Source organism: Frankia sp. EI5c, assembly GCF_001636565.1.
Lineage (GTDB): Bacteria > Actinomycetota > Actinomycetes > Frankiales > Frankiaceae > Parafrankia.
The window spans coordinates 1-23839 of record NZ_LRTK01000070.1; the positions used below are offsets into that span (position 1 = coordinate 1).

10 protein-coding genes, 3 tRNA genes and 24 pseudogenes are annotated in these 23839 nt (G+C 71.7%); 28 read left to right on the forward strand and 9 right to left on the reverse strand.

Translation table 11 applies throughout. From position 1 onward, the window contains the following. Positions 1-138 precede the first annotated feature (138 nt). Both UG55_RS41145 and UG55_RS41150 read left to right on the forward strand, forming a co-directional pair. Positions 139-228 (forward strand): annotated as a pseudogene (locus UG55_RS41145) (NUDIX hydrolase); the annotation flags it as partial. Between the two features lies 1 nt (position 229). Beyond that, a pseudogene (locus tag UG55_RS41150) lies at positions 230-495 on the forward strand (NUDIX hydrolase); the annotation flags it as partial. A 329-nt stretch (positions 496-824) separates the two neighbouring features. Here the strand turns inward: UG55_RS41150 and UG55_RS21610 are convergent. After that, a tRNA-Glu gene (locus UG55_RS21610) sits at positions 825-897 on the reverse strand. 523 nt (positions 898-1420) lie between these two features. Beyond that, positions 1421-1912 (reverse strand): annotated as a pseudogene (locus tag UG55_RS41155) (hypothetical protein); the annotation flags it as partial. Between the two features lie 895 nt (positions 1913-2807). On the opposite strand from UG55_RS41155, the gene UG55_RS21620 reads away from it, so the two are divergent. Beyond that, positions 2808-2882, forward strand: a tRNA-Asp gene (locus tag UG55_RS21620). 29 nt (positions 2883-2911) lie between these two features. After that, positions 2912-2988, forward strand: a tRNA-Phe gene (locus UG55_RS21625). Between the two features lie 119 nt (positions 2989-3107). On the opposite strand, the gene UG55_RS41165 is transcribed toward UG55_RS21625, so the two are convergent. The 7 genes and pseudogenes from UG55_RS41165 to UG55_RS21650 all read right to left on the reverse strand — a co-directional run. Continuing rightward, positions 3108-3351 (reverse strand): tyrosine-type recombinase/integrase (locus UG55_RS41165; protein ID WP_242424910.1); only part of this gene is annotated, 244 nt, incomplete at its 5' end. Between the two features lies 1 nt (position 3352). Further along, positions 3353-3480, reverse strand: a pseudogene (locus UG55_RS41170) (site-specific integrase); the annotation flags it as partial. 1 nt (position 3481) lies between these two features. Then, positions 3482-3572: pseudogene (locus tag UG55_RS41175) on the reverse strand (hypothetical protein); the annotation flags it as partial. Between the two features lies 1 nt (position 3573). Next, a pseudogene (gene xerC / locus UG55_RS41180) lies at positions 3574-4352 on the reverse strand (tyrosine recombinase XerC); the annotation flags it as partial. 31 nt (positions 4353-4383) lie between these two features. Continuing rightward, a pseudogene (locus tag UG55_RS21635) lies at positions 4384-4600 on the reverse strand (helix-turn-helix domain-containing protein); the annotation flags it as partial. A gap of 226 nt (positions 4601-4826) precedes the next feature. Then, positions 4827-5498, reverse strand: a 672-nt coding sequence (locus UG55_RS21640) for a recombinase family protein (RefSeq protein ID WP_242424911.1), incomplete at its 5' end; no start/stop codon positions are given. Between the two features lie 904 nt (positions 5499-6402). After that, complete coding sequence (locus tag UG55_RS21650; protein ID WP_066072345.1) at positions 6403-7134, reverse strand: hypothetical protein; 732 nt, start codon at positions 7132-7134, stop codon at positions 6403-6405. Between the two features lie 561 nt (positions 7135-7695). Between UG55_RS21650 and UG55_RS21655 the strand changes: the two genes are divergently transcribed. The 24 genes and pseudogenes from UG55_RS21655 (at position 7696) to UG55_RS21705 (ending at position 23521) form a co-directional block, all read left to right on the forward strand. Then, complete coding sequence (locus UG55_RS21655; protein ID WP_242424912.1) at positions 7696-8496, forward strand: hypothetical protein; 801 nt, start codon at positions 7696-7698, stop codon at positions 8494-8496. Further along, positions 8493-8882 carry a pilin gene (locus UG55_RS21660; RefSeq protein WP_066072351.1) on the forward strand — a complete coding sequence of 130 codons (390 nt, stop codon included), beginning with the start codon at positions 8493-8495 and terminating at the stop codon, positions 8880-8882. The genes UG55_RS21655 and UG55_RS21660 overlap by 4 nt, the downstream gene beginning before the upstream one ends. Before the next feature lie 2183 nt (positions 8883-11065). Next, the gene (locus tag UG55_RS21670) at positions 11066-12334 is read left to right on the forward strand and encodes a PrgI family protein (protein WP_066072357.1); all 1269 of its coding nucleotides are present in this window, start codon (positions 11066-11068) and stop codon (positions 12332-12334) included. After that, a pseudogene (locus tag UG55_RS47825) lies at positions 12331-12541 on the forward strand (conjugal transfer protein TraC); the annotation flags it as partial. The gene UG55_RS21670 and the pseudogene UG55_RS47825, both read left to right, overlap by 4 nt. Position 12542: 1 nt before the next feature. Then, positions 12543-13060 (forward strand): annotated as a pseudogene (locus UG55_RS47830) (conjugal transfer protein TraC); the annotation flags it as partial. A 1-nt stretch (position 13061) separates the two neighbouring features. After that, positions 13062-13355 (forward strand): annotated as a pseudogene (locus UG55_RS41185) (helicase HerA domain-containing protein); the annotation flags it as partial. Position 13356: 1 nt separating this feature from the next. After that, positions 13357-13714: pseudogene (locus UG55_RS45625) on the forward strand (conjugal transfer protein TraC); the annotation flags it as partial. Positions 13715-13720: 6 nt separating this feature from the next. Beyond that, a pseudogene (locus UG55_RS41190) lies at positions 13721-13917 on the forward strand (conjugal transfer protein TraC); the annotation flags it as partial. Position 13918: 1 nt separating this feature from the next. Continuing rightward, positions 13919-14075, forward strand: a pseudogene (locus UG55_RS41195) (hypothetical protein); the annotation flags it as partial. Between the two features lie 179 nt (positions 14076-14254). After that, positions 14255-15803: pseudogene (locus UG55_RS47835) on the forward strand (type VI secretion protein); the annotation flags it as partial. Between the two features lies 1 nt (position 15804). After that, a pseudogene (locus UG55_RS47840) lies at positions 15805-16163 on the forward strand (type VI secretion protein); the annotation flags it as partial. Positions 16164-16326: 163 nt separating this feature from the next. Then, positions 16327-16765: pseudogene (locus UG55_RS41200) on the forward strand (type VI secretion protein); the annotation flags it as partial. Between the two features lie 14 nt (positions 16766-16779). Then, positions 16780-17207: replication-relaxation family protein (locus UG55_RS41205; protein ID WP_242424914.1), on the forward strand; the 428-nt coding region annotated here is incomplete at its 3' end. A gap of 1 nt (position 17208) precedes the next feature. Further along, positions 17209-17399: pseudogene (locus tag UG55_RS41210) on the forward strand (replication-relaxation family protein); the annotation flags it as partial. A 1-nt stretch (position 17400) separates the two neighbouring features. Then, positions 17401-17487, forward strand: a pseudogene (locus UG55_RS45630) (hypothetical protein); the annotation flags it as partial. A gap of 366 nt (positions 17488-17853) precedes the next feature. Beyond that, positions 17854-18228, forward strand: a pseudogene (locus UG55_RS41215) (hydrolase Nlp/P60); the annotation flags it as partial. 1 nt (position 18229) lies between these two features. Beyond that, positions 18230-18471, forward strand: a pseudogene (locus UG55_RS41220) (hydrolase Nlp/P60); the annotation flags it as partial. Position 18472: 1 nt separating this feature from the next. After that, positions 18473-18629 (forward strand): annotated as a pseudogene (locus tag UG55_RS45635) (C40 family peptidase); the annotation flags it as partial. 1 nt (position 18630) lies between these two features. After that, positions 18631-18792 (forward strand): annotated as a pseudogene (locus tag UG55_RS41230) (NlpC/P60 family protein); the annotation flags it as partial. Positions 18793-18992: 200 nt separating this feature from the next. Further along, positions 18993-19096: pseudogene (locus UG55_RS47845) on the forward strand (hypothetical protein); the annotation flags it as partial. A 1-nt stretch (position 19097) separates the two neighbouring features. After that, positions 19098-19483 (forward strand): annotated as a pseudogene (locus UG55_RS47850) (TniQ family protein); the annotation flags it as partial. A gap of 110 nt (positions 19484-19593) precedes the next feature. Continuing rightward, positions 19594-19947: hypothetical protein (locus tag UG55_RS30225; RefSeq protein ID WP_206779403.1), on the forward strand; the 354-nt coding region annotated here is incomplete at its 3' end. A gap of 767 nt (positions 19948-20714) precedes the next feature. After that, a complete protein-coding gene (locus UG55_RS28790) occupies positions 20715-21434 on the forward strand; it encodes a TnsA-like heteromeric transposase endonuclease subunit (protein ID WP_066072373.1) in 720 nt (239 codons plus the stop codon). After that, on the forward strand, positions 21431-23521 hold the full coding sequence (locus UG55_RS21705) for a DDE-type integrase/transposase/recombinase (RefSeq protein WP_066072376.1): 2091 nt from the start codon (positions 21431-21433) through the stop codon (positions 23519-23521). The genes UG55_RS28790 and UG55_RS21705 overlap by 4 nt, the downstream gene beginning before the upstream one ends. Positions 23522-23839: the final 318 nt, after the last annotated feature.

Genomic DNA, 23839 nt, shown 5'->3' on the forward strand with positions numbered 1-23839 from the left:
TGCCCGCCGCCGAGTACTACGCCATCTTGCCCCGCGTCATCGCCAGCGCAGGGGTGATCTTCTATGACGAGGCCGACCGTGTCCTGCTCGTGCAGCCCACCTATCGCGACGACACCTGGGAGATCCCCCGGTGGCGCGATGAGCGAGGGCGAGTACCCGACGAACACCGCCCGGCGGGAAGCCCGCAAGGAACTCGGCCTCGACATCGAGATCGGCCCTCTCCTGGCCNTCGACTGGGTACCCCCACAGCCGGACGGACGGCCCGCCCTGGTCAACTTCGTCTTCGACGCAGGCCCGCTCTCCCACCAGCAGACGCGCACCCTGCGGCTGCAGGACGGCGAGCTTCAGGCCTGGCGCCTGTGCACGGCCGCGGAACGCGACACACTCCTGGCGCCGCCCATGGCGCGGCGGGTGCACGCCGCCATCCAGGCACGTCACCGTGGCCACACCGCCTACCTGCACCAGGGCTGGCCTCCCAGCCCGCCCACATCCTGAGCGCCTGTGCGTCTGAGCGCAGACCAACCCCGTCCAGGCACGAACGCTCCTGCGCGCGGTACCGGATCTCAAGGTGAGCGGGCCCCGCCTGAATGTCTTCTTCGGATGCCGCTACCTGGCGGCGCTCCGTCCCGAGGCGGCGTCCGCCCCAGGCGAGTCGAACCTCGCGCTGCCTGACAGGGAGCGGGGAAGTTTACCGGGGCGAGTCACCCCTTGGCGCGGACCCCGCGGAGCCCGAAAGNACCAACCGGACACGGCCGGACATCCAAGGGAGTTCAGCGAGGCCAAAACCCCTGGTAGAGAGGGGGTTCTGGCTGCTGGTCGGAGTGTGCCCCCAACGGGATTCGAACCCGTGCTACCGCCTTGAAAGGGCGACGTCCTGGGCCGCTAGACGATNGGGGCAGCGCACCGGAGTCGAGGTGAAGATCCACCACCGCGCCCGGCATCAGAACAGAGCAAGCATAGGGGATCGTCCGGGCCGCCGACAAACGCCCACCGCAGCGCACCGTTCTGGCGCGCTCTGCCGCCTGTGGCCCGGCGCGGCCGCCTGTGGCCCGGCGCGCGTAGGTGCGCGCAGGTGCGGACCCGCCGGCCGGTGGACGCGGTGTGCGTCCACCGAGCCTGGGGCCGGAGGGCTCCGACGTCCCCTGTCGTTCCCTGTCTCCCCGGTCGTTCCCTGATTCCGCGTCGTCCCGGTTCAGTAGGCGCCCGCAGTCCCCGTTTCAGTGGGCGCCCACCGGGGCCGGTTCAGCGGAGGCGGGTCCGCTGGACGTTCGCGATCTGACTGAGCGTGGGGCGCGGATCGACGAGGCGGTACCGGGAGCGGAAGAAAGCGCGTATCGGACGTCCGCCGATCGAGATCGTGTGATCGATCCCTGCCGGTGACAGCGGCGGGTCGGCCGTGTCCCGGGAACGTCCCGTCGCNGGCAGGACCCCATGCCCGTGCCGGCGTCCGTGTCCGTGTCCGTGCCCGTGCTGGTCGTGCTTGGGAGCAGGCCCCGGCACGGCGCTGAGGACGTCGAAGGAGAGCGTCACGTCGTCGGAGCGGTGCCGGGGGGTGTTCGGGTCGTAGACGCGCAGCGTGACCCGGCGCCCGCGCTGCTCGTAGGCGTAGGCGAGGACCTGGTGGTTGAGGCCGAGCCGCAGCGGATCGGCGGAGCGGGTGGTGATGACGCCGAGCGGGCAGAGCAGCCCGCGGTCCAGGTCCTGCCGGATGCGCGGCCACTCCCGGGCCACGCTGATCGACGCGGCGCCGGCAAGCCGCAGCCGGCCGCCGAGGGCGTTGACGTCGACGTCGGCGGCGCTCATGAGGCGGTAGTAGCGGTAGACCCCGCGGGGGCCGTCGAAGCTGTCGAAGAGGCGCCGCACCAGGTAGCGGTACAGCGGCGAGTCCACGTCCGGCGGGGCGGCCGTCGGCNGGGGNGCGACACCGAACTCGAACATGTCCCGGACGGCGTAGATCATCCCACCGCACAGGCCGCGGCTGGCATCGCCGATCGGGATCGCCCCCAGGCCGGCGACCTGGACCCGCACGACCGGTTGGCGGGGGAATGCGTTGGTGAAGGCGAAGGAATGGATGCTCGGCAGAAAATTCGACACGGCTGCGCGTGTCAGTGCGCTCCCGTTGTTCACGGTTCCATCTTCATGCCGGACGAGGGTCCGCGAGGCGAAACCGAAGGAGACCATCGGCCCGAATGGTGACGGTCCCCCCGGGATCGACCGCCGGAGGATGCCGATGGCCGCCGCCCGCGGCGTCGGCCAGGCCGCGATCTACCAGGCTGTGGCGTCGGGTGGGGCGCCCCCGCGGCGCCGCTGGCGAGACCTTTGGGTCACCCGGGCCCACTCCGACTCCCTACGGGGACCGGATCCGCTGCCTGCCGGTGGCGATGCGTCCGTCCAGCAGGACCCACCAGATCCGACCCTCGCCCGCCATGGGCGGAGGCCGACATCCGAATAGTTACGGTCCGTATGATCGTGTATGCAAATGTTGGATGTCGGTCGCCTCGCNGGTGGATGTGGGCTGGATTCGCAGGCATCCCGTCACCGGAGTGGGCAGCCGCCCGCAGCGGAAGCGCGGCTGGTGCCCGCGCGTCCCGCACGGAGGCTCTGGATCGTGGAGGCTGCCCCAGGTTGTCCGGAAAACTTCCTGGCCCCCACCGCCCGGATGGCTCGCAACGTCCTGTAGCATGACCTCCAGTTCGACAGACGCCGACCTGATCGCAGTGGGTGGGCGAGGGCTCGGGCCAGGCAAGTTGGAACGGAGCCGACTCATCCCCTAGGATGGGCAGGCACAACTGAAAAAGAACGAACATGGTCCCGTGGTGAAGTCTGGAGTTCACGCCGCCCTGTCNAGGCGGAGGTCGCGGGTTCGAATCCCGTCGGGACCGCGTTGTACGTGCAGCACAATGCAAGGCTTGGGCAGGTAGCTCAGTCGGTACGAGCGTCCGCCTGAAAAGCGGAAGGTCGGCGGTTCGACCCCGCCCCTGCCCACCACCTCTGACCTGCGGTTTTGCTCGTTCACNGGTCTCCTTGCAGGACGTTGGAGATCATTTTGTAGCAACNGGTGTAGCAACGGCCCCGCACACCAGCGCACGTGGGCGGCCAGTGGCGTCCTACGCCAGCTCGTCGACGAGCTTCTGGAGCGCCGCCCGCTTGTCGTCCAGCGAGGCATGGGCATAGATCTCCATCGTAACGTCGATCGCGGAGTGCCCCGCGATCTCGCGGACGACGTGCGGGGGCACGCCCGCGTTCAGCAGCAGCGTGACGCAGGTGTGGCGGATGTCGTGGAAGCGCACGCCCTCCAAGCCGAGGACGCCGCACAGCGGTAGCCAGCTACGTCGAAGGTTGTCCGGCTCGNTCGGCGTACCAATCGCCGTGGTGAACACGAAGCCGGTCTCCCGCCAGTTCACACCGGCTGTCTCGCGTTCCGCGTCCTGCCGTGCCTGGTGCTCGCGCAGGACCTTCGCGATCAGCGGCAGCAGTGGCNGGGTTCGCTCCGAGGTCCGCGTCTTCGGCGCCACCACCCTCAGCTGTCCACCGACCCGCTGCAACGAGTGCCGCACGGCAAGGGTCTCGTCNTCGAAGTCGATGTCCTCCCAGCGCAGGCCAAGGATCTCCCCTCGCCGCAGCCCCAGGTACAGGGCCAGGACATAGAGCGCGTACAGCCGGTCGTGCGCGGCGGCCTTGAGCAGGTGGCTGGCCTGGTCGGCGCTGAGCCCCCGGTGCACCTTGTAGGTCGGGCCGGAGACCTTCGCGAGCTTCGCGACGTTGCGGCCGACCAGTTCCTCGCGTACTGCGGCGCCGAGGGCGTTACGCAGAACGCTGTGGACCTGCTGCACGAGCCGGGCGGACGGCGCCTGGTGGCAGCAGCGCCCGACGGCGCAGCAGCGACGCTGCTTCACAGGGCGGCGGCGGTCGGTGCCGTGCAGGCAGCACAGGCAGGTGCCGCGCACCCGCTTGAGCAGGTTCCGCACGTCGACGCCGTTCAGCTTGTTCAGCCGCTTCTTGCCGATCGCCGGGATCAGGTAGTTCCGGACGATGACCTCGTAGCCCTGCACCGTGCGCGGCTTGCAGGCCGGCGTCACGATGTCGCTGAGCCAGTAGGTGAGGAACCGCTCCATGGTCCACCCGGTGGCCTCGGCTGGGATGCCCTGGTCCGACTGGGCCTGCATCTTGGTGAGCTTCTCGCGGACGATGTCGGCGGTCTTCCCGTAAACCGGCCGGCGTCGCTGCGTTCCGTCGGGCATGAGGACGTAGGCGGCCCCCACCCACATCCCGTCGCTCTCGCGCTGGTAGATCGAGCCCTGCCCGTTGGCGCGCCGGGAACGCGGCCGGTTGGAATTCGAGTCCTTGCTCATGTCTCCTCCGTCTCCTCCAAGAGGGTCTGANTCAACTGGGGTATGGCCGTAGCGGGTACGAGCCGGCGGCGGCCGATTTTGACAGTGCGGAGTTTTCCCGAGCGGATGAGTGCGTAGAGGGTGGACCGCCCGACGCCGAGCCGTTCCGCGGCCTCATCGGTGGTCAGAAGAGCTTTCTCCGCGGATGCCGCCCCGTCGGAGTTTCCGTTCTTTTCCCACCCTACGGCAATGTCGGCCAGCGCGGACATTGCGGCTCGATACTGTTCGCCCGCCGCAGGGAGGCTCTGGTGTGCCGTGCCATCTGACGTCGCGGGTTTCCCTGTACCTCGGTNGTCACGTGGGTCGCCCCTCATGGCGTCGCTCCCGCTGTCCCCAGCCACACTCGAATCCCAGGCTGACGCTGTGTCCCAGGAGGGGCGGACATTCCTTCCCGATACTGGCTTCGACGTCCGACGGAATGGACGATTGAAGGGCTCATGGAACGAGTCCCTGCCCATCACTACGGATGTCGAAATCAAAGGCGCTCTGAGAACCAGGAAATCTCCATGGCGGGAGCAGCGGGCTGAAGACACCTGTCCCGGGAGCGGCAAGCTGTTGGGCTTGATGGAACGTCTGCCCGTCGATGATCGGTTCGTGGGCGTGAGGGCAGATGATCCATCCCTCGGGTGGGACAGGGCGGCCGGCGACCGTGCGACCCCAGACGGTGGCGCCGGTGTAGACGGGGTTCGTCAGAACGCGGGTGACTGCGGCTGGCGTCCACGGCCGGGGGAACCCGGTGGCGGTGTCAACGGGAGTAAGTGCCAGGTCCTCGATGCCGCGCAGGCGGGTCGTGATCGCGCGGGCGCTGAGCCGATCGTCGACCCGCCATCGGTAGATCGCCGCGACGATGGAGGCGGGTACCGGGTCGATGACGAGCCGGACACGGCGACGCTGCACCCCATACGGGGGAAGGACCCGCACGGCGAAGTAGCCATAGGGCACCGGGCCGAGGTGATAGCCGGCGCGGACGAGGTCGATCTGGGCTTGGCGGGCGCGTTCGGTGGTCCAGGCGTGGTGGGCGGCGAGGAGTCGGGCCTGGCGGGCGGTGCGGGGGTGGGTGAGCCGCCACCACCGGCTGGGTCGGCGCTGCGGGGCGGGCGGGGCGGGNGGGAGGGCGGGGATGGGCAGCAAATCAGACATGCGGGGCTCCAACCAGAGCGGAAGGGCCGGCCGCGGCGGCGCCTCTAGCGCACAGGCCCGGCCGGCACGGAGGGCTAGCTAGGCGGGCGGTGTGGGGTGCCGAGGGCGGTACGAGGCGGCGGCGCCTTCGGGCGTGGCTGGTGGGCGTGGCCACCCTCGGCCTGGAAGACGATCACGTCCTGGTGGACCGGGAAGGCGCGGGCCGGCCTGGTCGTGCGGTGCACGCCGAGGTCCCGGAGGTAGGGAACGGCGGTGAGCGCGACGGCGCGTTGTACCGGCCGCAAGCCGACGTCCCGTCCGGCGGCGGTGACCTGGCTGGCCAGGTCCAGTCCGCCGTCGAGGTGGTAGGCGGCGAGGACGACGAGGGGCGCGCCGGGCCGGGGCAGCTCCCGGTAGGCCGTCAGCCGTCCGCGCAGCCAGTCACCGGTCGGACCGGCCGGCTCGGCGGGGTCGGGCGGTCCGATCGCGGTCAGGACCAGGTCGATCGGTCCGAGTCCGGTCCAGGACTCGCTGTCCGGCCGTCGGTCAAGGATCATGCCGTCGCCGCGGGCGCCGCGCGCCTNGGCCAGGGTGAGCGCGGCGCGGGCGGTCTCCCACCGGCCCGGGTCGGGGGTGATGCCGATGGCGTGGCGGCAGGCGTGGACGGCTTCGGTGATGACGGTCCCCGGCCCGCAGTCCGGGTCGCAGACTGTGTCCCCGGGCCGGCTATAGACCGCGATCGCATGGGCGGCGACCGCCGCGGACACCGTCGCTCCCCCGTGCGGCGCGACAGCAATCGGCCCGTTGGCCTGCGGTGTGGTGAGGGGGTGGCGGCCGGTGGGCCAGACGGTCGCCCACCGCGCGTCGGGTCGCCACGTCTCGATGTCGCCGCTCATCGGGCGGCGCCCCACGCCGGCGGCACCGCCGGATTCACCGCGGTGAACAGCAGCAGGTCGGAGTGCACCCGCTGGGCGACGACTCCGGCGGGGATGGGCGCGGCGGGCCGGTCGAGCCGGTCGAGCGGGATCTCCAGCAGGACGATGCGGTCGAGCAGCGCGAGCCCGCCGCGGCCCGCCGCGGTGGCGAGCTCCACGGTGGGGTCGATGAGCCAGCCGCCGAGGCTGTCGGCTCGGCTGACGACGGCGAGCGTGCCGCCGACGGCGAGCAGACCGCCCCAGTCGATGCGGGTGAACCAGCCGAGCCGGGTCGGTTCCACGACCGTGACGACCAGCCCGAAGCGATCGGGGTCCGGACCGCGACCGGTTACGGGGTCCGGTCCGTAGGCGGACCCGGTCCATCGCGGCGACGCGTCGCCGGGCGCGGTCCGGACCTGGACGCGCCGGCCGAGCCTGGCGACGGTCCCGGCGCAGTCGGCGAGACCGTCGCCCGGCTCATCGGCGCCGGGCTCGGCCGGCCGGGCGGGCTGCGGCGGGGTCGGCTCGGTCAGCAGCAGGACTGGGTCGTCGGGCCGGGTGACGGTGACGACGAGGCGTTCCACGGCGGCCGGAAGCCAGCCGGCCGGGGTCTGGTCGGGGGTGGCGGGCGGGCACGGCCAGACGGTCGCCGGCCGGTCCGCCGGGACGACCGGATTGGTGGTGCGGTCGGATTCGGATGGGGTGGGCATTGGTGGTCCTGCCTTTCACGACGGGCGTGTTTTCGCGGTCGTAAAAGGAGACCGGCTGCTGTGCCGTTTTTTGCCACCACCCCCACGACTTTTTTCAAGATTTTTCCCGCTGTGCAGGGTCTAGTCCGACCGGACTATTGATCGCTGTCATCCCGCTGGCAGCACCCCGGCGAGCGGCCCGGAAAATTTTTTCAAGATTTTTCTCGCCGGTGCCAGCGGGCACCGATTGGTGATCGCTGGGCACGTGACAGCGATCACCGTCGGGGAGCCAGTGGCGTCACAGCGTCCCAGGTCAGAGGCCCGCTGTCAGGTCCGGGCGAGCTGCTGGCACGCGGCGGAGCTGGGGGCGGGTGGAATGGCTTGCACCGTGCCGCTGTGCTTGTTCCGAATGCACAGCAAAGATCGCTGTGCATTCGCTGGGTGATCGCGCTGTCTTTTCGCTGTCTTTGATGTGGCGTCCTTGGGGCTGTCCGAATTACACGACGCCCCGAAGGACGGCGAACAATGCCCGACGACACGTCTTCCTCTCCTGCGCGAACCGCCGGCGCGAACGCGCCGGCATTGCCGCTGACAACCCTGCGGGACTGCTTCGCGCTCCTGGTCACCGACCCCGACCCGCTCGCCCTGGACGGCACACCGGTGCCCGGCCTGCCCGACCGGCTGGTGGCACTCGACGAACTGCGCGACCGGCTGCTGGCCCATTCCTGCCCGCAGGCCACCAGCGACACCGCCTGGAAGACGGTGATCCGCCGCGCCCGCGCCCGTGGCGGCGCGTGGACGGTCGGCGCCGCCGGGATGGCACTGCCCGCTCTACGGGCGGTGGCCTCCCGGCTCGGCGAGCACAGCGACCTCGACCCGGCCGACGTGCAGGCCGAGGTGCTGACCGGCTTCCTGTCCGCGCTGGCCACGATCCGGCTGGACCTGCCGCGGATCGCGGTCCGGCTGCGCTGGGCCGCCTACCGCGCCGGCCTGGACCTGATCACCCAGTCACTGGAAACCCCCCATCCCAACCCGGGCCTGTTCCACACCCGCACCGTCGCCCAGACCCAGGCCGACGGTCCGTATGAGGTCCTCGCGGGCGCGGTCGCGGACGGGGTCCTGACCGAGACCGAGGCCGCCCTCGTCGCGGCGACCCGGCTCAATCACGTCTCGGTCCCCGCGTGGGCCGCCCGCCATGCCACCCCGGTGCGCACCGCCTACCGGCTACGCGACCGGGCCGAACAGCGTCTACTCGCCCACCTCACCAGCCACGGACCGCAGGCGACCGATGGCGAGCCGCCATCCCGCCCGCCCGGCCCGCCGGCCGGCAGCGCGACGCCCGCCATGGCAGGAGTGTTGGCGGTCACGGGGGTGTCGGCATGACCCCGACCCCGCCAACCCAGGCCCGCCCCTCGCGTTCGGGCCGGCGGGTCGCGTGGCGCCGCACGGTCCTGCTCGTCGCTGTCGTGTGCGTGTTCGTCCTGGCTGGCGGCGCGGCGGCGTTCGCCGCGACGGTCCCGCCGGGCGCGCCCGTGGCGCCGGACCTGAACACGGTCCTGAACAACATCCGCAACTGGATCATGGGGATTCTGGCGCTGCTGGCGACGGTGTTCCTCTCGATCGGCGGCGTGCGCTACCTGATCTCCAACGGCGAGCCGAGCGAGGTCGGCAAGGCCAAGGACTCCTTCCGCAACGCCGGCTGGGGCTACGGGCTGGCCGCGCTCGCGCCGGTCGTCGTCGAGATCCTCAAGCAGATCGTCGGGGCCTAGGCCGTGACCGCCGCCTCCCGCCGCCGCATCCTTTCGTCCGGCACGCCGGGCTCGTCGTCCCTCCCGGCGCGCCGCCGGTTGAGCTTCTCTCGGCCCCGCCACCGCGGGCGCGGTCGAGGGCTGTTGCTGGTCGGGACGGCGGCGTTCGCGCTGCTGCTGGCTGTCGTGTTCCCCGCGGTGGCGGCCTCCGCCGCCACCGTGCCACCCGTCCCCTCGACCGCGCCGTCCGCCGGCACGCCCGGCGACACCGGCCCCACCCCGGACCCGCAGCCTGGGCCGTCCCCGGTTCCTCCGGGCCAGGAAGCTCCAGCCACACCGGCGCCCTCGGGCGGGGATGCCACGCCCGCGCCCGACACCCCGGACCCCCAGCCCGAGGGCGGAACCGGCAGCGGCGGCAGCGGCGAGCCGTGCCCGGCTGACAACCCGAACTGCGCGACCACCCCGCAAGCCCCGGCGCCGCCGGTGCCGCACACGACGCCGCCGGCACCGGACACCGGCGGCGACGGCGGCGGGATCGTCGGGTGGATCACCGACGCGATCAACGACGCCATTACCGCGTTCTTCCGCACCCTGGTGACCGCCGCGCTCAACTCGCTGCTGGATCTACTGGGCCGCACGTTGCTGACCACTCCGGAACCCTCCGAGCTTCCCGCGATCGGGGAGATGTGGTCGACGTCGTNGGCGATCAGCGCCACGGCCTACAGCGCGCTGATCATGTTCGGTGGGCTCACCATCATGTCCCTGGGCACGGTCCAGTCCCGTATCTCCATCAAGGAGATCGCGCCGCGTATCCCGCTGGGTTTCCTCGCGTCCGGGCTGTCGCAGTTCCTGGCCACGAAAGCCATCCAGGGCGCGAACGTGCTACCCGGCGCGATCCTCGGCCAGGGGCTGAATCCCGACACCGCTGCCGGGCAGCTGCGGAACATCATCCTCGGGTCGATCGCGCCGACTCCGGGCGGTTTCAGCCGGAGCGTCTTCGTCATCTTCCTCGGCCTGTTTCTCGCCGGGTCCGTCGTGGCGCTGCTGTGTACCTACATCGCCNGGATCATCATCGAGGTCGGCCTCATCGGGGCAGGGCCGATCGCGCTGGCCGGGCACGGCCATCCGCTCACGGAGCGGATCGCGTTCTGGTGGTGGCGGGCGTTCTTCGGCTGCCTGGGTATCCAGATCGTGCAGTCGTTCGTCCTGATCGCCAGCTTCAAGGTGTTCTTCACCCCGGGCGGGTTCACGCTGTTCGGCCCGACGCCGGACGGGGTCGTGAACCTACTGGCCGCGATCACCCTGATCTACTTCCTGTTCCGGATTCCGTTCTGGATGATGCCCAGGATCGGCCACGGCGGGCCCGGCATTGTTGGCCGGGTCGTGCGCGCCTACGTCATCGGCCGGGCGTTGGGTCTGCTCGGTGGCCGGTTCGGACGCGGTGCCGGACGCGCGGGCCGAAGGGCCGGCCCAGGTCGCGGCGGGCGCGGCCGGGGCGGGCGCGGCAGGCCGGGCAGGGGCCGGCCGGGCGGCGGCCCCGGTGGCGGGCCGGGGGGCGGGCCGGCCGACCCGTACGACCACATCGAGACCGACGCCGACGGGCAGGGTCTGATCCCGCTGACCAGGGTGCCCCGGGTGCGCCGCCCCGGGCCGGCGCGCGGCGTTCCCCGCCCGGCCCGGCCGGCGAGCCCGGCGGGACGGTCCCGGCCGCGCCACCGCCAGCTGTCGATCCCGTTCGGTCAGGCCGTCGCCCCGGGCGGGCGTTACCTGCCCCATGACGGCGGGGCGTGGGTCGACCGGGACGGCCAGCTGCTGATCCCGTTCGAGGTCGACCAGCCCCACCCGCCCGCGGCCCCCCAGCCGGTGCGCCGTCCGGGCGCAGGACCGGCACGCACCGGCACGGGCCGGTCTGGTCCCGGCCGGCCGGCCCCGTCTCGCCCGGCGCCGAGGGGCCGGCAGTTGGAGCTGCCGTTCGACCCGTACCGGGGCATCCGCCCGGACCGCACCGGCCAGTACGCCCTCCCCTTGGAGGGCCTGCACCGCACCCCACGCCCCGCCCGGCCGGCCCCACCCGCGCCACCGCCGTCGGCATCGCGTCCGACCTCGCCGCCACGGCCGGCCCCGCCGCCGCGCTACCGGCAGCTGATGTTGCCGAACATGCCCCGCCGTCCCCGCCCGCCCCGAAACGAAGGTGATCGGCCGCGATGACCCACCCCGTAAGAATTCCCGCCGATGTTGATCGTGAAGACCGGATCGTGGCGAATTTGACCGCCCGGCAGGTCCTGCTCCTCGCGCTGACGGCCATCGTGCTCTACCTCGGCTGGGCCGCGACCCGCGCGCTGCTGCCGTTGCCGGTGTTCGCGCTGCTCGCCGTGCCGGTCGCCGCGGTCGCCGCCGTCCTCGTCCTCGGTCAGCGTGACGGACTGTCCCTGGACCGGCTGCTTCTCGCCGCGATCCGTCAGCGCACCAGCCCCCGGCACCGGATCAACGCCCCCGAAGGCGTGATCGCGCCGCCGCCGTGGCTGGCCGCCCGCGCCACCAGCGGCTCCCGTGACCGACGGCCGGCCGCGGGCGCAGCGGGCGCGGCGCCGCTGCGGCTACCGGCCCGCACCGTCACCAGCAACGCCGGAGTCGGTGTCATCGACCTCGGCGCGGACGGGCTGGCGGTCGCCGCGGTCGCCTCCACGATCAACTTCGCGCTGCGCACTCCCGGTGAGCAGGACGGGCTGGTCGCGGTGTTCGCCCGCTATCTGCACTCCCTGACCGCGCCCGTCCAGATCCTCGTGCGGGCCATGCCCGCTGACCTGACCGACCAGATCCACGACCTCACCGATGCGGCCGACCAGCTGCCCCACCCCGCGCTCGCGCATGCGGCCCGCGAACACGCCACCTTCCTGGCCCAGCTGTCCGTCGAGATGCAGCTGCTGACCCGTCAGGTGCTGCTGGTCCTGCGCGAACCGCTGGTCGCCGCCGGGCCCGTCGACGGGCTCGGCGGCGCTTCCCCGCTGGCCGCGCTGTCGGGTCGGCGGGCGGCGGCCCGCGACGCCCGCCGCGCCGGAGCTGCTATCCGACGGGCCGCGTACACCCGGCTGGCCCGCCGCCTCGCCGAGGCCACCGACCTGCTCGCCCCGGCCGGGATCGTGGTCACGCCGCTGGACGCCGGAACGGCGACCAGCGTGCTGGCCGCCGCCTGCAACCCCGCGGGCCTGGTGCCACTGGCCGCGCTCGCCGCTCCCGACGAGGTCATCACCGGCGACCTCCCCGAGGGCTACCCGCCCTACCAGCCCGACCCCGACGACGACGGGTTCGACGCCCCGGACAGGGCGGCCGGCCCCGGCTACGGCGACCGGTTCGACGACCCCGGCGGGGACGGCCCGCTCGACACCGACGACCTCGACTTCTGGGACCCGCCCGCCGAGCGCACCGACAGCCGCTCCGGCCGGCCCGCGCGACGGAGGGGATACGCCCGATGAGCAGACGAGCCCGACGCAGCGCCTCCTCGCAGGCCCCGAGCCCGTCCACCCAGCCGGTCGACACCGCCGCGGCGGCGTTCGTCCCGGACGCGCTGTCGGTCGCGCCTCGCCACCTGGACGTCGGTGGGGACTTTCTCGCGACGATGGCGATCACCGGCTATCCCCGGGAGGTTCACGCGGGCTGGCTCGCTCCGCTGCTGACCTACCNGGGGCGCGTGGATGTCGCGGTGCATGTCGAGCCGATCGACCCGGTCACCGCGGCGAACCGGCTGCGTCGCCAGCTGTCCAAGCTGGAATCCGGCCGCCAGCTCGGCGACGAGAAGGGCCGGCTGATCGACCCGCAGGTCGAGGCGGCGACCGAGGACGCCTACGACCTGTCCGCCCGCGTCGCCCGCGGCGAAGGCAAGCTGTTCCGCCTCGGCCTGTATCTCACCGTCCACGCGTCCAGCGAAAGCGAGTTGGCTGACGAGGTCGCCGCGGTACGGGCGCTGGCGGCCAGCCTGCTGCTGGACGCCAAGCCGGTCAGCTACCGGTCGTTGCAAGGTTGGGTCAGCACCCTGCCGCTCGGGTTGGACCAGGTGCGGATGCGCCGCACCTTCGATACGGCGGCGTTGAGCGCGGCGTTCCCGTTCACCTCCCCCGACCTGCCGCCCGCCGATCCGACCTCGTTGGCCCCGACCGGGGTGCTCTACGGGCTCAACGTCGCCAGCAACGGGCTGGTGCACTNGGACCGGTTCGGCGAGGTCGACAACCACAACGCGGTGATCCTCGGCCGCAGCGGCGCGGGCAAGTCCTACCTGGTCAAGCTCGAACTGCTGCGCTCGCTGTACCGGGGTATCGAGGTCCACGTCGTCGACCCGGAAGACGAATACGCCCGGCTCGCCGCCGCGGTCGGCGCCACCTACCTGCACCTCGGCGGCGACCGGGTGCGGATCAACCCGTTCGACCTGCCGATCCAGACAACCCCCGACGGCCGTCGGACCGCGCCGCGTGACGCGCTGGTGCGCCGCAGCCTGTTCCTNCACACCGTCATGTCCGTCCTGGTCGGCCAGCTGAGCGCGGCCGAACGGGCAGCCCTCGACGCGGCGATCACCGCCACCTACCAGGCGGCCGGGATCAGCTCCGACCCGCGCACCTGGAACCGGCCAGCGCCCCTGCTGACCGACCTCGCCGCTACCCTGGCCCGCTCGGCCGACCCGGCGGCGGGGGCCCTCGCCGCCGGACTGCACCCGTTCACGCAGGGGGCCTTCTCCGGCCTGTTCGACGGGCCGAGCACCGGCCGCGGCGACGGCCACCTGGTCGTCTACTCGCTGCGCGACCTGCCCGACGAACTCAAGGCCATCGGCACTCTGCTCGTCCTCGACGCGGTGTGGCGGCGGGNGTCCNACCCGGCCGACCGCCGTCCCCGCCTCGTGGTGGTCGACGAAGCGTGGCTGCTGATGCGCCAGCCCGCCGGTGCGGACTTCCTGTTCCGGATGGCCAAGTCGTCCCGCAAGTACTGGGCCGGGCTGACCGTCGCGACCCAGGACACCGGTGACGTGCTGGCCAGCGATCTCGGTAAGGCGATCGTCACCAACGCCNCCNCCCAGATCCTGCTGCGTCAGGCACCGCAGGCGATCGATGAGATCACCGCCGTGTTCGACCTGTCCCAGGGCGAGCGGCAGTTCCTGCTCTCCGCCGACCGCGGACAAGGACTGCTCGCAGCGGGCGCACAGCGGGTCGCCTTCCAGGCTCTCGCCTCNGGGGCCGAACACGCCCTGATCACGACGAACCCAGCCGAACTCGCCGCCGACTTCCACGACGGGGACGACGGCTTCTTCGATCTCGCCGCGCCCGCCGGCCCGGATGNCCCGGCNGATCCCGACGGCCAGATCTACCTCGACCCCGCCTGACCGCCGTAGCCAGATGGAGATCGTAACCATGGATCTGCTCGCCGCGGCGGCTACCACGCCGTCGTCGCCGCTTGCCACCTACCTGACCGACCCCTGGGGCTTCCTGCACCAGCTGCTGGGCCACCTGCGGGCATGGGCGGCGGCCTGGGGACCCCTCGCCGGCCCGCTGCTCGCCCTCACCGCCGCCGGCCTGCTCACCCTGCGCCGGCGGATGCGCCGCCGCTACCAGCAGCGGCTGGTCGCCGGCGCCCGGCTCGTGACCGTGCTGGCGCCGCCCACCGTCGACCCGGCGGGCGCGGGCGCGCTGTGGGCGAACCTGCTCGGCCTGCTACGACCGTCGTGGCGACGGCTGGTCGGCCAGCCGCACCTGGTCTGGGAGTACCTGTTCGACGCCGACGGAGTCCGCATCCAGATCTGGGTACCCGGCGTCGTCCCGGAGGGCTTTGTGGAACGGGCCGTCGAGGCGGCCTGGCCCGGGGCGCACACCCGGTCCGCCCCCGCCCGAGCGCCGCTGCCGGTCATGGCCCGGCCCGGTCGGCGGCTGCTCGCCGCCGGTGGGGAACTGCGCCTGGCCCGGCCCGAAGCACTACCGATCCGCACGGATCATGACGTCGATCCGGTTCGCGCGCTGCTCGGCGCGCCCGGCGGGCTGGCCCGTACCCAGCGGGCGGTCGTGCAGATCCTGGCCCGGCCGGTCACCGGCCGCCGCGTCGCCAGGGCCCGCCGGTCGGCCCGGCGGGTGCGTGCCGGCGGCTCGGCCACGCTGATCGGCGGCCTGCTCGATCTGCTCACCCCCCACAGCGGTCGGGCCCGGCATACCCGGCGGACCCCCGCGCCGGTGAAAGTCGACCATCAGACCTCCCTCGCGCTCTCGGCGGAGGACCGCGCGATCGTGGCCAAGGGCCGCGGCGCCCAGTTCGAGGTCCGCGTCCGCTACGCCGTCGTCGCCGTCCTCGACGACACCGCAGATGAGGAGACCGTCGGCCGGGTTGGCGGGCAGCTGCGCGGCCGGGCGCACGCGATCGCGTCGGCGTTCGCCGCCTACGGCGAGCACAACTACTACAAGCGCGCCCGGCTACGCCGCCCGCTGCCCGTCCTGGCCGCCCGCCAGCTCGGCCGCGGGGACCTGCTCTCGGTCGCCGAGGTCGGCGTGCTGGCCCACCTTCCGGTCGACGAGGCGATCCCCGGCCTGCAACGCGCCGGCGCGAAAGCAGTCGCCCCGCCTCCCGGCGTCGCCGACGTCGGTCCGAACATTCGCCCGCTCGGCCGCTCCGACGGGGGGCATGCCCGTCCGGTAGGTCTGCGGATTCCCGATGCCCGTCATCACCTGCACATCCTCGGCGCCACCGGCTCGGGCAAGTCCGAGCTGCTCGCCCGCATGACCTTGGACGACGTCGCCGCCGGTCGGGGCGTGGTCAACGTCGACCCGAAGGGCGACCAGATCATCGACATCCTCGCCCGCTACCCGCTGGACGCCGTCGACCGGCTCGTCCTGTTCGACGCCGAATCGTCCAGCCGGCCCCCGTGCCTGAACCCGTTGGACCAACCCGACCGGGCCCGCGCCGTCGACAACCTCGNGTCGATCTTCAGCCGGGTCTACCAGGAGAGCTGGGGGCCACGCACGGAGGACATCTTCCGCGCCGGGCTGCTCACCCTCGCCGCCCAGCCCGAGGTCCCCGTCCTGACCCAGCTGCCCAGGCTCCTGACCGACATCGCCTACCGGGAGCGCCTCGTCGGCGAGGTGAGAAAAGGCGCTGACAACGCGATCCTGGCCGGTTTCTGGCAGTGGTACGAGGCGCTGTCCGAGCCGGCACGGGCGCACGCCGTCGCCCCGTTGATGAACAAGCTGCGCGGCTTCCTACTGCGTCCGTTCGTGCGGGCCGCGATCGCAGCCGGCCCCTCGACAGTGGACATGGACGCCGTGCTCAACCAGGGCGNGGTGTGCCTGGTCCGCATCGCCCAGGACGCCCTCGGCGTCGAAACCGCGGCGCTCATGGGCTCGATCGTCGTGTCCTCGGTCTGGCAGGCCACCACCCGCCGGGCCCGGATGCCCCAGGGAAAGCGACCTGACGCCAGCCTGTTTTTGGACGAGGCCCACANCTTCCTCACGCTTCCGTACGCGCTGGAGGACATGCTCGCCGCCGCCCGCGGCTACCGGCTCGGGATCACCCTCGCGCATCAGAACCTCGCCCAGCTGCCCCGGCACCTGGAAGAGAGCATCGCGGCGAACGCCCGCAGCAAGATCTACTTCACGATGTCGCCGGCCGACGCGAAACGGCTCGTCCGCCACGTCGAACCCCGCCTGTCCGAACACGACCTGGCGAACCTCGGCGTCTTCCACGCCGCCGCCCGCCTCGTCGTCGCCGGAGAAGAAGCACCGGCCTTCACGCTGCGTACCGAGAAGCTACCCGCCCCGGTACCGGGCCGGGCCGCGCAGATCCGCCGCGAGCTGCGCCGTCGCGCGACCACCCCGACACCGCCACCGCCGGACCCGACGGCCCCGCAGCCACAGGCCGACCCCCGCCGATCCGCCAGCTGACCCACGGAGATCTCATGGTCGCCTACCCGCAGCCCCAGCGTGCCCTGCGCATCCCGCCCCGCGCTCCCGGCCGCGTCGTCGCCGACGACGCGCTGGTCACCTACCTCGCCCGCCACCTCTCACCCCGCGACCGGTGGATCGCCCGCCTTGCCCACGAGCACCGGGTACTGACCACCCACCAGATCGTCGAGGCCGGCTGGACCAGCCGCCGCGGCGCGAACCGCCGGCTGCGCGAGCTCTACCAGTGGCGCGTCCTCGACCGCTTCCAACCCCTCGTCCCCGTCGGGCAGGGACAACCCCCGGCGCACTACGTCTGCGACATCGCCGGCGCCGCCGTGCTCGCCGCCGAGGACAGCATCGAGCTGAAGGACACCGGCTACCGCCACACCCGTGCGATGGCCATCGCCCACTCCCTACGGCTGGCGCACACCGTCGCCGTCAANGGCTTCTTCACCGCCCTGATCGCCCACGCCCGCCAACCGACCCCACCCGGGACGCTCACCGCCTGGTGGTCGGAGACCCGCTGCCTGCGCTCGTTCGGGGACATTGTCCGCCCCGACGCCTACGGCCGGTGGAAGTCCGCCCGGGGAGAGATCGAATGGTTCCTCGAACTCGACTGGGCCACCGAGCAGCTNGGCCGACTCGCCCTCAAGATCGGCGACTACGGCCGGCTCGCGGCAGCGACGAGGATCAGCACCCCGGTCCTGTTTTGGTTCCCCTCCNCCCAGCGCGAGACCCACGCCCGCCGCGCACTCGCCACAGCGCTGGCCGGGCTCGACCAGCCCGACATGGTCCCGGTCGCCACCACCGCCGCCACCCTCGCCCCCGCCGACGCCCAGCTCGATCCCACGCTTGCCNGCTGGCTACCGCTGGCCCAGAGCCGCGGCACCCGGCTTCCCCTCGACCAGCTCACCCGAGCCTGGCCCCGGCTCCGACCTCCCGACCCCGTCGACGGCCGCTCGGATGGCACCCCGGCAGGGCCCGGACTGCGCCCACCCGCGCCGATGCCCCCCAGCGGCAGCAGGGGGTGAGCGACCACGACCAAGTACCTCGCCGCCGCCGTCGCCACCGTCGTCCTCCTCATCGTGATGATGGGCGCCGCCGCCGCGCAGATGGCCGAACGCGTCCTGTGCGCACCCGTCATCGGCTGGTTCCTCGGCTGCTCCAGCGGCGGCAGCCCCAGCCAGACCGCCCTCGACGACATCCCCGCCGACTACCTCAACCTCTACATGCAGGCCGCCGCGACCTGCCCCGGCCTGTCCTGGACAACCCTCGCCGCCATCGGCAAAACGGAGTCTGATCATGGTCGCAGCCGGCTGCCGGGCGTGGTCAGCGGCACCAACAGCGCCGGGGCCGCCGGGCCCATGCAGTTCCTCGCCCCGACGTTCGCCGACGTCGTCGCCCGCCACCAGCTACCGGCCGGCGGCGCGAACCCGCCGTCGCTCTACAACGCCCACGACGCCNTCTACGCCGCCGCGTTCTACCTGTGCGACAACCACGTCGCCACCGACCTCACGCGCGCCCTGTGGACGTACAACCATTCGGACGCCTACGTCGCGCAGGTCGTCACCCAGGCCACCCAGTACTCTGAACCGCCGTCGAACTCTTCAGTAGAGTGCCAGCTTGTTCAGTCGACAGTTCAGTCCGGTTCCGATGGTTTCAGTAGTGCGGCGCTGGCGGCGGTCACGTACGCCTGTGCGCAGATCNGGAAGCCGTACGTCTGGGGCGGCAACGGGGATCCCGGGTTTGACTGTTCGGGGTTGACGCACATGGCTTATGCCTCGGCCGGTATCCAGATTCCGAGGACAGCTCAGACGCAGTATGACGCCGGTCCGTTGCTGCCGTCCGGAACGCCGTTGCAACCNGGTGACCTGGTGTTCTTCGGTACCCCCGGCAACATGCATCACGTCGGAATTTCTTTGGGAGGAACGATGATGGTCGATGCGCCTGATTTCGGGAGAACGGTGACGGAACGGGATTTCAGTAGCTTTCCGGACTATGCCGGTGCGTCCAGGCTGGCGCGGTAGCGGAAGTTCTGTGGTCTATCGAGGCTTGCCGCTGGTGATGACTATGGCCGGGTCCGGCGTGCCCGCGATGATTCATCGTGGATCTGGTTTTTCGGTGGGGATGGTGCCACTCGTCAGCGAAAGAGGGATGCGATGGTGAACGCTGGGGTTTTCCCGGCGCGGGTGCGCCGGTTGGCGGTGGTCGTTCCGCCGGCTGACGNGGAGGCGCTGGGCTCGTGGGTCGATCGGGTCGCGGCTGATTTCGGAACGTCGACGGGGAACGCGGCGCGCTGGCTGGGTTTGGAGTGCCGGCTCGGGCCGGGTGNGAGCACGATGCGCCCCCGGTTCTACGGCGTGGGGTTGACTGCGGCGAGCATCGCTGGGTTGACGGCCGCGACGGGGCTGGCGGCTGAGCGGTTCGAGGAGATGTGCCTGGCGCGGTTCGCGGGCACCGCGCTGGACCTGACCGGTTTGGATCTCTCCGATGATGCGTCACTCCTTCCGCTGCCGCACCGGGAATGGGCGCTGTTCCTCGGTAGCAGGGCCTGCCCGGCGTGTCTGGCGGAGTCGGGTGGGGTCTGGCCGTTGTGGTGGCGGCTCGGCGTGGCGGCGGCGTGTCCACGGCATGGCCTGCTTCTGCTGGACCGCTGCCCGGCCTGCGGTATGCCGTTGCGCCGTGGGCACCTGCGGCGCAGTGATGTGTCCCGGCGGCNGGGTGCTGATCCGCTGCAATGTGGGAACGCCGGTCCGCAGCATCCGTCGAGATGCCAGCAACGGCTGGACGTGTTGGAAAGCCCTCCGGCGACGGCTGAGGTGCTCACCGTGCAGCGTGTGGTGCTGGAGATGGCGTTCGGCGGTCCTGGGTCGATCGCGGGTGGTCCGGTCACAGGACGGGAGTGGTTTGAAAGCCTGCGGTTCGCTGCCGCGTTGCACCGCCTGTTCGCCCCGGTCGACTATGTGACGGGCTATCAGGGGATGCCGCCGCAGGCGGCCGACGCGTTCATGGCCGCGGCGGCGCACCGGGACGAGAAAGGTGCGCTGCGGATACGGAACCCGCCGAGCGCTGCCCACGCGGCGGCGGATCTGCTTCTGGCCGTGCCGGTTCTGGCCGCCGCGGATCCGGGTGCCTGCACGGAGCTGCTGCTGCCGTTGGCGGCGGCCGAGGCACGGTTGTTGNCCGGAGCGTCGGATCGGCGTGACCGCATGTGGACGGTGGACTGCGCGGGCATTCTGCCGCGGCTATGGAAAGCGATCCGCCGTTCCCGGCATCGGGTCTTCGACGCCGACGTGCGTCCGGTGCTACGAACGACAACCGCAGCCGGATTGGAGTATCGCCATATCCCTCAGCTGATCGACGTGGCGGACTACGGGGAGCTGGTCGCCTCGTGCCTGCCAGGGGTCGCGGAGGTCGCCGGGCGGCGGCTGACCGCCGCCGCGTGCGGCCGTCTGCTCGGCGCCCGGTCCTGGGATCTGGCCGTGGGCAGGCTGGGTATGGCCGGCCATGCCGGGGTGGTGAGCAGGAACGCCGGCGTGATCCGCGGGCTGGCGGACCCGGAGGCGTTCTGGGCGGGGGTCTCGGAGGTGATGGACCGGTTGGCGGCCCGGGGGCCGGTCGACTACGCGGCGCGCCGCGATGCGCTTGCCGGCCTGACGGAAATACCCGCCGCGGTGCTGGACGGGATCGCTGTCCGTTCGGGCATGCCGGCCTGCCCGGGGCAGTATCGGCACGCTGCTGCCTGGGTCTGGGCGCAGGTGACCGGTGGGGACATCCGCGACGCCCCTGCCTATCCCGCCCGGCTTGCGGACGGGCGCCCGACGCGAGGCGCTGCTCGCAGGCTGGACGGCGCTCACCGCCGTCGCTTCGTCGCAGCCCTGCCGCCTGCGGCCTGCGAGGAGCTGCTTCGCTACGGCGTTCGCCTGCTGGCGGGTCGCGGGGTCTCGTCATGAGCCGGCACAGCACCCGAAGACTGAAGATCCGCTACGTGGAGGCGGGTGGGGTCGATCGGCTGGTCCTCGCGGAGGAAGCCGGCAGCGTTGCCTTCGAGTCCTGCCGGCCGGTGCGTGTGATCCCCGCCTACCATGGACAGCGCCACACGCCGGGCTGGTATTGGTCCGCCACCACAGGCGGGTTGCTGGCCTATGAGAGCTTCCTGGAACGCCAGTGGCTGACGCTGCTGGACTTCGACGCCCCGGTGACCGCGATCGCCACCCAGGCCCTGGAGCTGCATGGCACCGACGTCGCCGGTGACTGGCGGCACGTCCCGGATATCTTCACCCGCCGCGCGGACGGGTCGGTCCTGATCGTCGATGTGAAGAATCCTCGCCGCCGGCACGATCCGCGGGTGGTCCAGCAGACCGAACGGACTGCCACCGCCTGCGATCGGATCGGCTGGGCCTACGAGATGGTGACCGTTCCGCCCCCGCAGCGTTACGCCAACGTCGCCTGGCTGGCCGGCTACCGCCGGCCGCTGCGGGCCACCAGCAGGCTGACAGCGTCGATCACGACCCAGGCCGCGACGCAGACCACGGTGGCGGAGTTGGCCGCCGCGACGGGCGCCCCGGAACTGGCCCGTCCGGTGATCTTCCACTTGCTCTGGTGTCAGCAGCTGGTCTGCGATCTGGACACACCGCTGTCCGAACGCACCGTGGTGCGCGGCCGATGACCGCGCCGACCAGGCTGGCGTTGGGTGACTGGGTCGCGTTCGACAACGAAACCCAGCAGATCGTGGGATTCACCGATACCGGCGTGCGGCTGCGGTCGGAGACCGGCCGCATGCAGATCATCCTGCTGGCCGCGCTGCTCGCCGCCCCCGACTTCCGCACCATCCCCGACAGCGCGCCGGCGAACGCAGGGGAGGTGCGCACCGAGGCGGTGGACCGGGAAGCGATCCTGCTCGGCCTGCCCGCCGGTGAACGTGCCCGCGTGGAAGAACTGGAGGAACACCTGCACCAGGTCGAGACCGGCTTCCCGACCGGCACCGCGGCCGATCACAGCGAACCCGACCCCGCCTACGATCCGGCTCAGACCACGCTGACCGCGCGGATCGACACCAAAGCAGCCGAGCTGGGTCTGACGAGCCGACGGCTCTGGCAACTACGCCGGGCCTGGCAGCACGATGGCCTGGTCGGCCTCGCCGACCGGCGCAAGACCCGCCCCTGCGCCCCGCTGGCCCCCGTCGACCCGCGGATCATCACGGCGATCCGTGAACAGGCCGCCGCTGACCGGTTGGAGTCCTCCGCGACGATCGGGAACCGTTTCCACCGGCGCACCCAGAACCGGCTCGACGCCCAGCACGGTCTCGGCGAGGTCGTCCTGCCGGGCAAGGACCGCTTCCGCCGGATCGTCCACCAGGCGCTGGTCGGGCCCCGACCCGACGACCCGGCGACGCTGCGGATCCGCACCGCGAACCAGCCGGACCGGACCTTCGGGAAAGCGACCGCCACCCGCCCGGGTGAGGTCGTGATGATGGACACCACCGGACTCGACGTGATCGCCTACGACCCGGACACCGACGACACCGTGCCGGTCGAGCTCACGGTCGCCCTTGACCTGGCGACCCGGTCCCTGCTGGCCTGGCGACTCACCCCGCGCGGCACGAAAAGCGTCGACATCGGCCTGCTGCTCGCGGATGTGATGACCCCGGAGCCGATGCGTCCGCACTGGCCCGACGCGCTGCGCTTCGCGTCGCTACGGATCCCGCACGAGCGGATCCTCACCGTTGACCAGCGTCTCGCGCACGCCGCGGCCCGGCCGGTCATCTACCCGGAGACGCTGCTCTTCGATCACGGAAAACCCTACAAGTCCGAGGTCGTCACCCGCGCATGCCGGCGGCTGGGGATCAGCATCCAGGACGCCAGGATGTTCACCCCGACCGACAAACCCCACGTCGAACGCATCTTCGCGACGATCAACCGGCAGTTCTGTGAACACCTGGCCGGCTACAAGGGCTCTGACATCACCCACCGGGGCCTGCACGCCGAGGACACCGCCCGGTGGAGCATCGACGATATCGCCGAGCTGTTCGCCGAATACGCGGTTGGGATCTACCAGCGCCGCCACCATCAGGGCCTGATCCTCCACGGCTTCCCCGACCTGCGCGCCTCGCCGAACGAGGCATACGCCATGGCGATCGCCGCCGCGGGCTACGTCGACTGCCCCAACGATCCCGATCTCTACTATGAACTCCTGCCGATCGCCGACGGGAAAGGCCGCACCATCCAACCGGCCGGCGTCCGCATCGGCTATCTCACCTACAACGCCGACATCCTCTACCGCTACCGCAGGACCCGCTCGCCTTACCCGGACGGCCTCTGGCCGATCCGCCGTGACCCCCGTAACCTGCTCCACGCCTACTTCCACGACCCCGACGACGGGCGGTGGCACGTCCTGCGCTGGACTCACGCCCTCGACGTCCACCAGCCGTTCACCGACGTCACCATCCGCGAAGCCCGCCGACTCGTCTCCCAGCGCGGACGCAACCCCACCGACCAGGACGACGTCGCCACCGCTCTCCTGGATCTCCAGAACCGCGCCGACGACCCGGCGACCTGGACCCGAACCGCCCGCAGCCGGACCGCCCGCGACAGCCACCGCGGCCGAGCAGCACACCGCGACGCCCAGCGGGCAGGCCCGCCAGCCGACGACCCTCAACCCCCGACAGACCTGCCACCAGCTTCCGCCGACGAGTTCGATCTCGACGAGATCCCCGCGGCCGAGACCTGGAAACCCCGCCTTCCTCGGATCCCCTGATGCACTTCGCGCACCCCGGACTTGCCGAGCCACGCACCAAAGAAGAATGGCGCGCCTACCTCGACACCGCCCCGCCCACCCCACCACCCATGCCTTCCCACGCCGCCTACCTGCGCATGGACCCCGACCAGCGCGCCCTCCTCGACGAGGCCCGCGAGGACTACCACAGCGCCCTGATCATCGTCCGCACCGACCAGATGAAACGCATCCACCACCTGATTCNCCGGCGCATGCGCACCAACGCACGCCAAGCCCCCGGAGCCCGCCGCGGCATTGTCCTCGACGGGCCCGCCACCATCGGGAAATCAACCCTGGTGA

Excerpts from the sequence above, each read along its gene's own strand:
- UG55_RS21650 (WP_066072345.1), bottom strand. The coding sequence starts at position 7,134 with ATGCCCACCCCATCCGAATCCGACCGCACCACCAATCCGGTCGTCCCG.
- UG55_RS21660 (WP_066072351.1), top strand. The coding sequence starts at position 8,493 with ATGACCCCGACCCCGCCAACCCAGGCCCGCCCCTCGCGTTCGGGCCGG.
- UG55_RS21670 (WP_066072357.1), top strand. The coding sequence starts at position 11,066 with ATGACCCACCCCGTAAGAATTCCCGCCGATGTTGATCGTGAAGACCGG.
- UG55_RS28790 (WP_066072373.1), top strand. The coding sequence starts at position 20,715 with ATGAGCCGGCACAGCACCCGAAGACTGAAGATCCGCTACGTGGAGGCG.
- UG55_RS21705 (WP_066072376.1), top strand. The coding sequence starts at position 21,431 with ATGACCGCGCCGACCAGGCTGGCGTTGGGTGACTGGGTCGCGTTCGAC.